The sequence below is a fragment of the Bifidobacterium sp. wkB344 genome, from assembly GCF_003688305.1.
Taxonomy (GTDB): domain Bacteria; phylum Actinomycetota; class Actinomycetes; order Actinomycetales; family Bifidobacteriaceae; genus Bombiscardovia; species Bombiscardovia mizhiensis.
Genome location: NZ_NPOQ01000013.1, coordinates 261078 through 273286 on the forward strand (window position 1 = coordinate 261078; position 12209 = coordinate 273286).

At 63.5% G+C, this 12209-nt stretch carries 9 protein-coding genes; 5 read left to right on the forward strand and 4 right to left on the reverse strand.

The annotated features are described in order from the left end of the window. The first annotated feature begins 37 nt into the window (after positions 1-37). Complete coding sequence (locus tag CI601_RS04485) at positions 38-1891, forward strand: ribonuclease J (RefSeq protein WP_121914460.1); 1854 nt, start codon at positions 38-40, stop codon at positions 1889-1891. 87 nt (positions 1892-1978) lie between these two features. Here the strand turns inward: CI601_RS04485 and CI601_RS04490 are convergent, their stop codons facing one another. After that, the gene (locus CI601_RS04490) at positions 1979-3043 is read right to left on the reverse strand and encodes a 2,3-butanediol dehydrogenase (RefSeq protein ID WP_121914461.1); all 1065 of its coding nucleotides are present in this window, start codon (positions 3041-3043) and stop codon (positions 1979-1981) included. Between the two features lie 115 nt (positions 3044-3158). Continuing rightward, entirely contained in the window at positions 3159-3956 is a 798-nt protein-coding gene (locus CI601_RS04495) for a hypothetical protein (RefSeq protein WP_121914462.1), read from the reverse strand. Between the two features lie 174 nt (positions 3957-4130). On the opposite strand from CI601_RS04495, the gene pepN reads away from it, so the two are divergent. From pepN to CI601_RS04510, 3 genes are all read left to right on the forward strand, one after another. After that, on the forward strand, positions 4131-6746 hold the full coding sequence (pepN, locus tag CI601_RS04500) for an aminopeptidase N (protein ID WP_121914463.1): 2616 nt from the start codon (positions 4131-4133) through the stop codon (positions 6744-6746). A gap of 98 nt (positions 6747-6844) precedes the next feature. Next, positions 6845-8221: a phosphoglucosamine mutase gene (gene glmM, locus CI601_RS04505; protein ID WP_121914464.1), complete on the forward strand. Its 1377-nt coding sequence runs from the start codon at positions 6845-6847 to the stop codon at positions 8219-8221. Between the two features lie 30 nt (positions 8222-8251). Beyond that, positions 8252-8905 (forward strand): peptide deformylase, encoded by a 654-nt coding sequence (locus CI601_RS04510; RefSeq protein WP_121914465.1) that lies wholly within the window; start codon positions 8252-8254, stop codon positions 8903-8905. A 14-nt stretch (positions 8906-8919) separates the two neighbouring features. Here the strand turns inward: CI601_RS04510 and CI601_RS04515 are convergent, their stop codons facing one another. After that, entirely contained in the window at positions 8920-9603 is a 684-nt protein-coding gene (locus CI601_RS04515) for an SOS response-associated peptidase (RefSeq protein WP_121914495.1), read from the reverse strand. 226 nt (positions 9604-9829) lie between these two features. Here CI601_RS04515 and CI601_RS04520 point away from each other — a divergent pair, with 226 nt between their 5' ends. Further along, positions 9830-10948: a zinc-binding dehydrogenase gene (locus CI601_RS04520; RefSeq protein WP_121914496.1), complete on the forward strand. Its 1119-nt coding sequence runs from the start codon at positions 9830-9832 to the stop codon at positions 10946-10948. Positions 10949-11064: 116 nt separating this feature from the next. Here the strand turns inward: CI601_RS04520 and CI601_RS04525 are convergent, their stop codons facing one another. Then, a complete protein-coding gene (locus CI601_RS04525; protein ID WP_121914466.1) occupies positions 11065-12195 on the reverse strand; it encodes a glycerate kinase in 1131 nt (376 codons plus the stop codon). Between the last annotated feature and the right edge of the window lie 14 nt (positions 12196-12209).

A 12209-nucleotide genomic window follows, 5' to 3' on the forward strand; every position in this document is an offset into this window, starting at 1 on the left:
TCAGACGGGGGTACAGATAATAGAAACACAAGTGAGAATGGCAAGAAAACAAGAAGAATCAAATACGACCGGCAAGAGTAGAAATCGTCGGTCCTCCTCCAAGAACGGCAAGCAGGGGTCAGGCAGGTCCCGGGGAGAGTCCCGCAACCGCCGCAACGGCGCCATCGCCCGCGGCAAGGGTACTCAGGCCGAGCAGCGTCTGGTGACGCCCCCCAAGTACCGTAAGGGTTCCATGCGCATCGTCCCCCTGGGTGGTCTGGGTGAGATCGGTCGGAACATGAATGTGATCGAGTATAACGGTCACATTCTGCTGATTGACTGTGGCGTGCTCTTCCCGGAGGAGGAGCAGCCGGGCGTGGACCTGATCCTGCCTGACTTCAGCTATATCAAGGACAAGCTGGATCAGGTGGATGCTCTGGTGCTGACCCATGGGCATGAGGATCATATCGGCGGCGTGCCCTACCTGCTCAAGCTGCGTCCGGATATCCCTCTGATTGGCTCCAAGCTGACTCTGGGGTTCGTTGACGCCAAGTGTGAGGAGCATCATCTCAAGCCCACTGAGGTTGAGGTCAAGGGCCGCGACAAGCTCAAGGTGGGCCCCTTCAACCTGGAGTTCGTGGCGGTCACCCACTCCATTCCTGACGCCCTGGCTGTCTCGGTGCGCACTCCTGCGGGTCATATCATCGACACCGGCGATATGAAGATCGACCCGTTGCCTTTGGATCACAGGCTGACCGACCTGCGTGAGTTCGCCAAGCTGGGCGAGTCCGGCGTGGATCTGCTCATGGTCGATTCCACCAATGCTGAGGTTCCCGGCTTCGTCAAGCCCGAGATCTCCATCGCTCCTGCCTTGGACAAGGCCTTTGCCGAGGCCCAGCGCAAGATCATCGTGGCCTCCTTCTCCAGCCACGTCCACCGGGTGCAGCAGGTGGTCGATGCCGCCCACAAGTTCGGTCGTAAGGTGGTCTTCGCCGGACGGTCCATGGTCCGCAACATGTCCATCGCCTCCGACCTGGGCTACCTTCACCTGCCCGAGGACACCGTGGTCGACCTCAAGGATGCCCACAGCATCCCGGACGAGAAGATCGTCTACATGTGCACCGGATCCCAGGGCGAGCCTATGGCGGCTCTGGGCCGCATCGCCGACGGGACCCACCGTGACATCACCATCAACGAGTTCGATACGGTCATTCTGGCCAGCTCGCTCATTCCCGGCAACGAGCATGAGGTCTACAAGGTCATCAACAAGCTGGTGCGCCTGGGCGCCAAGGTGGTCAACCGCGACAACGCGGCCATCCACGTCTCCGGCCACTCCGACGAGGGCGAGCTGCTGCACTTCTACAACATCGTGCAGCCCAAGTGCGCCATGCCCATCCACGGTGAGAACCGGCACCTGGTGGCCAACGGTCTGATTGCCGTCAAGACCGGCGTGGACCCGCAGAACGTGGTCCTGGCCGAGGACGGCGACGTGGTGGACCTCTACCATGGCCAGGCCGCTGTGGTCGGATCAGTGCCCTGCGGGTACGTCTATGTGGACGGCGACTCCGTGGGTCAGCTGACCGACGACGAGCTGGAGCAGCGCCGGATTCTGGGCACCGAAGGCTTCGTTTCCGCCTTCGCCGTGGTCGACACCGAGACCAGCAAGGTTGTCTCCGGCCCCAAGCTCTACCTGAATGCCGTGGCCGAGGATGAGAGCGAGTTCAAGTCCATCAACTCCCAGATAGTCGATCAGCTTGAGGATGCCATGGCCAAGGGAACCACCGGCACCTACCAGCTCCAGCAAATGATGCGCCGCACTCTGGGCGGCTGGATCTCTCGCAAGCTGCACCGTCGGCCCATGATCGTGCCCGTGGTGGCAGACATCGCCACTGACGTGCAGCCGCAGGACTGAGCTCCACTGCCTGCATACAGATACGGAAGGCTCCGGTCGCCCAGATGGACGGCCGGAGCCTTCAGTGTTATCAGTAGACAGCAGAGCTTACATGCTCACGATGATCTTGACGTGGTTTTCCGCGTCCTCACGCAGCGGACGGAAGCCCTTGTCCACGATGTCCTCAATCTTGATCCGGTCGGTGATGAAGGTGGACAGGTCGATGTTCCGGTCATGGATGAGCTTGATGGCATCGGCATGATCGTTGGCGTATCCCATGGACCCCGACATCAGCTTCTCGCCGAAGCCCATCTCCATGGTCAGGTCCAGGCTGATGGGCTTGACGTGGATGGCCACGACGACCAGGCTGCCCTGGGCCTTGAGTGCCGACAGAAGCTGGTGGACCACCGGTCCGGCGCCAGCCGCGTCGAAAGCCACGTCGGCGCCACGGCCATCAGTCTCGGTCTTGACCCGCTCCAGCAGATCATCCTTGCTGGGGTCGATGACCAGATCAGCGGCACCGGACTGCAGGGCCTTGTCCTTGCGGGCTTGGGAGAGCTCGGACATGATGACCTTGAGCCCCTTGGCCTTAAGCACGGTTCCCAGCAGCAGGCCGACAGGTCCTGCTCCGCCCACAAGGGCGGTCTGCCCGGGCTCGGTGTGGATCAGACGAACGGCGTGGTAGGCCACTGAGAAGGGTTCGATCAGGGCTGCCTGATCCAGGGGCAGGTCGCCCACAGGGAAGACGCGCTCGGCGGCCACCACCATGTGTTCGCTCATGCCGCCGCCCCAGCCGTTGATGCCGATGAAGCCCAGCTTGGAGCAGTCGTTGTAGTTGCCGGCCTTGCAGGCTGGACATTCTCCGCAGGCCATCTCGGCCTCGACTACCACGGAATCGCCCACCTTCATGTCGGTGTGCACATCATCGGCAATGGCCTCGATGGTGCCCGAAATCTCATGGCCGAAGACTACCGGCAGGGTCTCCCCGGAAAGAGGATGCGGGGTATCTTTGGAGTTGCCGCCGTTTTGCTCGCCGTCATAGTAGAGGTGAAGGTCGGAACCGCAGATACCGGTGAAGGCGGGGTGGATCTTGATGGTTCCCGGTTTGAGCTCAGGCTCGGGCACATCCTCCAGACGTACATCTTCCTTGCCGTAGTACATCAATGCTTTCATATCGTATATCCTCTCTGATATGCGTGTAGGCCCTACACGGACGAAGTTGAATTCCCAACATGACATCCCTGCGGGCGGGTGACGCTCCCTCCTTGGAGACCGCCTAATTCCCATATTACCGCGGATATGTGGTCACGGTAACAGGAGTTTTGGCCAGGACCTCGCCACCCTGGTCGAAGTCAAAGTCGCCCAGCCAGTGTCCGAACCTGCTGGGTCCCCTGCCGCACCAGACCACACAGGCGCTGCGGTCAGCCTGTCCGCTCAGCAGACGGTTGGCGGTTCCGGTCACCCGGTCGTTGCCAAGACGATAGTCCAGGAACTTGCCGTCCCCGTAGTGGCGGGCCACCCGCTGACGTTGCTCCTGGTCCAGCACCCGCCAGGGGTCGACAGCGCAGAAGACTCTGGCAGGCAGGTCATGCTCTGCTGCCTGGATCAGGGCCAGGCCTCCGCCCAGACTATGCCCGGTAAAGAGCACCCCGCGTTCGGTTCCCGCCTTGCGTCGTGCCAGGTCAAGTGCCTGCCTGGCCAGGATGCCTGCCTGCTGCGTCTGCCCCGGTTCCCCGTTCAGCGGCGGCAGGAAGCAGGTCAGCGCGGCATGGATGTCGTGGCGGGGGTCGTCGCGCAGGTTGGTGCCTGCATAGACCACGACCAAATGGGCATAGTCCGGACCATCCGCCAGGCCCTGGGCGGCGATCATTCCCTCGAAGCCGTTTTCGGGGCAGTAGCGGGAGCGCAGCACCCAGTAGCTGCCCAAAGCCGGATCCTCGAACCAGTGCAGGCCCGGCCGGGTCTTGACATCCCCTCGGCCGATCCCGTAGGAATACTGGCAGAGCATGTTGAGCTGCTGTGTGGTAAACCCGGTCCGGACCTGCATGGCGTTCCCTTTCTGCCAGATTCGTGAGGCATCGACCATGACCAACCGCCTGGGGGTCCGACTATTCCCGTCCAGACTGCGCCGTCAGAAAAGAGGGAAACCGTCCCGCTGGCCCGTCGGCTGGTGACCGCATTAGACTTGACTTGCCATATCCATACAGGACCTATGCCGATGCCGGTGGGGGCACCGACATCCATGCGCGAAAGGAAATTCATGCCCGGAGCCAATTTGACTCGTGTGGAAGCCGAAGAGCGAGCCGTCGTCGTATCCAATGTCAGCTACAAGGTCAATCTGGACCTGACCAAGGGGCCTGCCACCTTCCCCTCCACAGCCCTGATCGACTTTGATGCCCGGCCGGGGGAGTCCACCTTTGTGGATCTGATTGCCGACCAGGTCAGTCTGATCGAGCTCAACGGCCAGCGTCTGGATCCGGCCCTGGCCTTCCGGGATGACCGGATTGAGCTTAAGGACCTGCGCGAGCACAACCAGCTGCGGGTGGAGGCCCTCTGCCGCTATTCGCGCACAGGCGAGGGTCTGCATCGCAGCGTTGACCCCTCGGATGGCAACGTCTACCTCTACTCCCAGTTCGAGGTGCCCGACGCTCGCAGGGTCTACGCGGTCTTCGACCAGCCGGACATCAAGGCCGTCTTCGATTTCACCGTGGACGCCCCGGCATCCTGGACGGTTCTGTCCAACATGCCTCCTGCCTCCCACCAGGACCTGGACAGCCGCACCGCCGAGGGGACCCTGGAGGGCGGCCGCACCGAGGGCGTGACCCGCTGGGTCTTCGAGACCACCCCGGTCATGAGCTCCTACCTGACCGCCTTCGCCGCCGGACCCTACGCCCAGTGGACCAGCGAGTACCAGAACGAGGACGGACGGACCATCCCCATGGGCCTGTACTGCCGCCAGGCGCTCAAGGACTCCCTGGACGGGGACGCCGAATACCTCTTCGACGTGACCAAGAAGGGCTTCGCCTTCTACGCCAAGACCTGGGACCTGCCCTTCCCCTGGGCCAAGTATGACCAGATCTTCGTGCCCGAATACAACGCGGGCGCCATGGAGAACATCGGCCTGGTCACCTTCCGCGACTCCTACGTTTTCGAGTCCAAGGCCACCGGGGCCCAGATCAACCGCCGTGTGGAGACCGTCCTGCACGAGCTGGCCCACATGTGGTTCGGCGACCTGGTGACCATGAAGTGGTGGAACGACCTGTGGCTGAACGAGTCCTTCGCCGAGTTCATGTCGACCCTGGCCACCGCCGAGGCCACCGAGTGGACCGACGACTGGGCCACCTTCTGCTCCGGCGAGAAGAGCTGGGCCCTGACCGAGGATCAGTTGCCCACCACCCACCCTGTTGTGGCCCCCATCCGCGACCTGCATGATACCGAAGTCAACTTCGACGGCATCACCTACGCCAAGGGCGGTTCCGTCTTGAAGCAGCTGGTCGCCTACGTGGGCCGTGAGCGCTTCTTCCAGGGCATCCACAACTATCTGACGGCTCAGGCCCACGGCAACGCCACTCTGAAGGATCTGCTGACCGAGCTGGAGAAGACCAGCGGCCGCGACCTGGGCAACTGGTCCCGGCTCTGGCTTGAGGAGGCCGGCATCACCACGCTGACCAGCCAGGTGCAGACCGATGAGCAGGGAACCATCACCGCCATGCGGATCGACCAGACCGCCCCCGAGGAGCACCCGGTCCTGCGGCCGCACCGCCTGGCTGTGGGCTTCTATGACGAGGACCAGTCCGGCAAGGTGGTGCGTACAGACCGCTTCGAGCTGGATCTGGACGGCCAGGGAGCCGAGGTGCCCCAAGTCGTTGGCAAGAAGCGTCCGGCCCTGATCCTGATCAACGACGACGACCTGACCTATGCCAAGCTGCGTCTGGATCAGGATTCCCTGGAGTATGCCACGCAGAACCTGTACCGGATCGAGGACCGCCTGGCCCGGGCCGTGGTCTGGCTCAGCCTTTGGGACATGACCCGGGATGCGCAGTTCCCTGCTGAGCGCTTCATCAGCCTGAGCCTGAAGGCCCTGGCCACCGAGCACCAGTCCACCACCTTCCGCTACGCCCTGTCTCAGATCTCCACGGCCGCCCACCACTTCACCGCCTCCCGCCGCCGCCAGCCCATACTGCAGCTGGTGGCCAGCACGCTCTGGGATCTGGCTATGAAGGCCCAGCCCGGTTCCGATGAGCAGTTCCAGCTGGTCCGCGCCTACCTGGGCTACGGGGACGACGCCGACTTCGAGGATCACGCCCGCGGCCTGCTGAGTGGCGACCTGAAGCTGGAGGGGCTGACCATCGACAACAACACCCGTTGGCTGATTATCCACGCCCTGTCCGCCCACGACCTGCTGGCTGACGGTGAGATCGACCGGGAGCTGGCCGCGAAAGACACCACGGAGAACCGCGAGTTCGCCATGGGCACCCGGGCTGCCCGTCCGACGGCCGAGGCCAAGGCCTGGGCCTGGGATCAGGCCCTGCACAACGAGGATCTGACCAACTCGCAGATCGAGGCCCTGGCCGACGGCTTCTCCGGCTCGGGTGACCAGGAGCTCTTCGCGTCCTACGTTGACCGCTTCTTCGCAGCCGTGGACGAGGTCTGGGCACAGAAGACCTTCCACATCGCGGAGACCCTGCTCAACCCCTTGTCGGCAGGCGGGCTCTACCCGACCAAGGCCGACCCAGCCGCCCTGGTCAAGGCGGGCGACGCCTGGCTGGCCGACCACGCCGAGGCCCCCAAGGCCCTGCGAGGGATGATCATCCAGAACACGGAGTCCTCCAGGCGCATCCTCAAGGTCCGCGAATACAACGAGCGCCTGCGCTGAGTGTTCTGCCCGCCCTGGCCCTGGTGGCGACGGGTCAGGGGCGGGGCCATAATGAATCTGTTGCCTGCATGCAGGATGGTACGTTCGGAGGAGAGCAAATGCCCAGATTATTCGGTACCGATGGTGTACGCGGTTTAGCCAATAGAGACCTGACTGCACAGCTGGCCTTGGATCTGGGCGATGCAGCAGTCCGGGTCCTGGGCCGTGGCGCGGATCGGTCCGCAGGTCGCCGACGGGCCCTGATTGGCCGCGACACCCGGGTCTCCGGGGACTTTCTGGCCTCGGCCCTGGCTGCCGGCATGTCATCGGGCGGCTTTGACGTGATCGATGTGGGCATCATCCCTACTCCGGGCATCGCCTACCTGACCAGCGTGCTGAACGTGGAGATGGGGGCGGTCATCTCCGCCTCCCACAACCCCATGCCAGACAACGGCATCAAGTTCTTCGCCCGGGGCGGGTTCAAGCTCCAGGATTCCAAGGAGGACGACATCGAATCGGTCCTGGGCCAGGACTGGGAACGTCCGGTGGGCGAGGGCGTGGGCCGCGTCTCCCATGACACGGTGACCGCCACCAACATGTACATCGACCACCTTGTTGAAGCAGTTGCCCCTGTCGCCCCCGACAAGACCCAGCCCAAGCCCTTGGACGGTCTGCGGATCGTGGCCGACTGCGCCAACGGAGCCACTTCGGTGGTGGCCCCCGAGGCACTACGCCGGGCCGGTGCAGACGTGGTGGTCATCAACGCCTCGCCGGACGGATACAACATCAACAAGCACGCCGGTTCCACCCACCCCGAGCAGTTGCAGGCCATGGTCCAGGCCTCGGACGCGGTCATGGGCGTGGCCTTCGACGGGGATGCCGACCGCTGTCTGGCCGTGGACGAAGAGGGTCACATGGTCAACGGCGATCAGATCATGGGCATCCTGGCCCGTGCCAAGCAGCGCGAGGGCAAGCTGGCCAACGACACCCTGGTGGTCACGGTCATGAGCAACCTGGGGCTCAAGCTGGCCCTGAAAGAGATGGGCATCGTCACCGTGCAGACGGCTGTGGGCGACCGCTACGTCCTGGAGGAGATGCTGCGCGGAGGCTACACCCTGGGCGGCGAACAGTCCGGGCACGTGATCAACCGGGAGTTCGCCACCACCGGTGACGGGACCTTGACGGCCCTGACCCTGGCCAAGGAGGTCGTGCGCTCGGGCAAGAGCCTCAAGGAACTGGCCGCCGACTTCCCCCAGCTGCCCCAGCAGCTGATCAACGTGCCCGGTGTGGACAAGAACGCGGCACGCACCAACGCCAAGGTTCAGGATGCGGTCGAGGCTGAGGAGCGGATGCTGGGCAGTACCGGCCGGGTCCTGTTGCGGCCCTCGGGCACTGAGCCCCTGGTCAGGGTCATGGTCGAGGCGGCCACCCAGGAGCAGGCCGACCAGGTCTGCCAGCGGCTGGCCTCAGTCGTGGCCGACGAGCTGGCCATCTGAATCGACGACCCAGGAAAGGCGGAATCATCCATGTTCGGCAGAAAGGCGGCCTTCGACGCCGATCTCAACCACCGGGTGGAATCAATGCTGGCCGAGGCTGGCAAAGAAGAGCTCTTGCCTATTGTGCAGATGGGTGAGCCCGTCCTGCGCCAGCAGGCCCAGCCCTACCAGGGTCAGCTGGCAGCCAAGACTCTGAACAGGCTGCTTAAGGCCATGCGCGCCACCATGCTTGAGGCGCCAGGCGTGGGGCTGGCAGCACCTCAGGTGGGCCTAGGTCTGGCCATCGCGGTCATCGAGGACCATGTCCGCGACGACGAGGATGATCCGCGTCAGATCGACGAGCTGCCCTTCAGGGTCATCATCAACCCCTCCTATGAACCTATCGGGCAGGAGACCGCTTCCTTCTACGAGGGATGTCTGTCACTGGAAGGATTCCAAGCGGTCCGGCGGCGCTGGTTGGACATCACTGCCAGCTGGGAGGATCGTTCCGGGCGCAAGCACCGCCAACACATGCACGGCTGGCCTGCCCGCATCTTCCAGCATGAGACCGACCATCTGTCAGGCGAGGTTTACATTGACAAGGCCGAGATCCGCAGCCTGTCCTCCGACGATAACCTGAGCGAGTACTGGGCCTACGACCCGGTACCCACCGAGGCGGCGCGGGAGCTGGGCTTCACCCTCTGAATTCTGCGAATCCTTTAAATTTTCTTGACCCTCTGATCCAGGGCTATATCCTCAGTCAGTTCCGGTCCGTCACCCTTCAGGGGTGCCACCGGGTGCATGGTCAGTGTCTCAGAGGCATGGCGGCCAGGCTCCACGGCCTTGGGCAGGATCTCCTTGCCTTCTATGCTCGGATCCAGCCAGGAATCCAGATTTTCCTCAGTGATCAGCAGGGGCATCCGATCGTGTACCCGGGCGGCATCTGGCGTGGCTTGTGTCGTCAGGATGGTGGCCGTCAGCAGCCAGGGCTGGCCAGGTCTGGCACGCCACCAGGAGTAGAGGCCTGCGATGCTCAGGGTGTGGCCGTCGGGAGTCTGGAAGTAGTAGGGCTGGTGGTCTGGTGTCCACTCGTAGTAGCCACTGGCCGGAATGATGGCCCTCTGACTTTTGGCCGAGTCCGCGTAGGTCCGCTTGCTCAGGGCGCTCTCCACCCGGGCATTGTGGGTGGGATAAGACATCTGATCGGTGTCCGACCAGGAGGGGACCAGGTTCCAGCGGGCCGTATGCAGGTGCCGCTGCCCATGTCGGTCCTGGGCCACCAGGGCGATGACCGACCCGGGGCTGATGTTCCAGGAGGGCTTGGGCAGTCCCGGAGCCTGCCGGGCACCATAGTCTTGGGCCAGACTGGAGTAGTCCAGGTCAGCCGCGAATCGTCCACACATGAAGCCCATTCTATGGATGCTTGGAGCCCTCGTCGAGGAAACGCCGGAGGCCTCTTCCCGGGCCAGTCTAAATGCTTATTGACCCCTCTTTCCTGCTAGCATGAAGGTGGTCTGCGGCAACGGTGCATACATTGAGGATGACCGTGGCCACAGCGCAGTGTTCAACATTGTTTTTTGCCCTGCCTGGCATGAGGCCGGTGGCGGCATGGTGATTAGGAGATGGTTTATGCCTCAGAAGATCAAGGCGTCGATTGCCTATGGCATCGGCAAGGGCTTTGCCCAGCCCGAGGAGATCATCATTGACGACCCTATTGGCGCGGAGGTCCTGGTGGATGTGCAGGCCTCGGGTCTGTGCCATTCGGATCTGCATCTGGTCGAAGATGACGACAAATTCTTCCCCTTCCCGGCCGTGATCGGCCATGAGATCTCGGGCATCGTCGAGGCCGTGGGCCCCGAGGTGTCCGGCATCAAGGTGGGCGACCACGTGGTGGCCTCCCTGGAGCAGGTCTGCGGACACTGCGCCAACTGCCTGAAGGGCCAGCCCCAGTCCTGCACTCAGCAGCAGGAGTGCGGGCGCGGCGCGGGCGAGAAGCCCCGCCTGTCCTTCCCTGACGGTCGACCCATCACTCAGGCCTTCGGCACCGGCGGTTTCGCCGAGAAGGCCCTGATTCACGAAAACCAGCTGGCCGTGGTCAACAACCAGGTCAAGTGGGATGAGGCCGCCTGCATCGGCTGCGCCACCATCACCGGAGCAGGAGCGGCCATCAACACCGCCCATGTGCGCCCTGGCGACACCGTGGCTGTGATCGGTACCGGCGGCATCGGCCTGAACATCATTTCGGGAGCCCGGATTTGCGGCGCCAAGCGGATCATCGCCATCGACCTGCTGGACAACAAGCTGGAGTTCGCCCGCAAGTTCGGCGCCACCGACGTGATCAACTCCAAGAACGAGGATCCCGTGGCCAAGGTGCGCGAGCTCACTGACGGAGGCGTGGATCAGGCCTTCGAGGCCATCGGTCTGCCCGTCACCATGAAGCAGGCCTGGGACATGCTGGGCGTGGGCGGCACCGCCTACCCGATCGGCCTGACCAAGCCGGATGCCACGGTCTCGCTGGAGATCAACCCGGCCGACCTGCTGGTTCACCAGCGCGGCTTCAAGGGCGTGTGGATGGGCTCCACCAACATCAAGCACGACATCCCCATGTATGCCGACTTCGCTGTGGACGGACGGCTGAACATGCACGACATCGTCAGCCAGCACATCAAGCTGAGCCAGATCGACGAGGCCTACAAGCAGCTGGTCAACGGCGAGGTCATTCGTTCGGTTATCACCGAATTCGACTGATCACTTCCAACTGTTCGGCATGACTGCTGAAGGTTATGTCGAGCAGATTACAGGGGGCTCCGGGTGCGCAAGGCATCCGGAGCCCCCAGTAATTTTCTGCTCATCCAAGAGACGGATCAGGACAGGAGCCTGCCGATGTTCTCGGCCACTGCGGCGAGGTTGTCGGCGGCCTTGGCTATGGCATCCTCAAGGCTGACAGCCCCGGGGCTGATGCTGAAGATGGCATCGATGCCCACCTTGTAGAGCTCTTCGGTCCCGGAGCCCACGTTGCCTGCCAGGGCAATGACCTTGCAGCCGGGGGAGGACTCCTTGACGGCCTTGGCTGTGCCCATGGGGGTCTTGCCGAAACCGGTCTGGAAGTCGATGCCGCCCTCGCCGGTGAAGCATAGGTCGGCGTCGCGGGCCAGCTCTTTGAGGTGGGTGGTCTCCACCACAATATTGACGCCCGAAGCCATGACGGCCGGAGTGAAGGCAAGGAAGCCTGCGCCCAGACCTCCGGCGGCTCCTGCGCCCGGTCTGGTCTCCACATCCCGGTGCAGATCTTTGCGAATGACGGCTGCATAGTGGGCCAGGGCCGCATCCAGGGTAGCCACCATGGATGGGTCCGCCCCCTTTTGTGGTCCGAAGACGGCCGAGGCACCTTCGGGGCCGGTCAGGGGGTTGGTTACGTCCGAGGCCAGACGAATGCGGGTGCGGGCCAAACGGGGATCCAGTCCGGAGATGTCAATCCGGTCCAGCCGGGCCAGTGCTGCTCCTCCCTGGGTCAGCTCATGTCCGTCAGCGTCCAGGAGCCGGGCTCCCAGAGCCTGAGCCATACCGGCGCCGCCGTCGTTGGTGGCCGAGCCTCCAAGGCCGACGATGATCTCCTGTGCGCCCTGGTCCAAGGCCTTGCCGATCAGCTCGCCCGTGCCGTAGGTGGTGGTGACCAGCGGGTCGCGGGTCTGTTCGTTGACGAACTGGATGCCGCTGGCCGCAGCCATCTCGATGGCGGCGGTCCGTCCGTCGCCGAGAATGCCGTAGCTGGCCATGACGCTCTGGCCTAGAGGTCCGGTGACCTGGGCCTGGATCATATGGCCTCCTGTGGCATCGACTAGGGACTGGACCGTGCCCTCGCCGCCGTCGGCCATGGGCACCAGGACTGTTTCGGCCTTGAGGGGGCTGCGTCGCAATCCGCGTTCGATGGCTTCTGCAGCCTCCTTGGCGGTCAGGCTGCCCTTGAAGGAGTCGGGTGCAATGATGATTTTCATGGTTGTGACCTTTC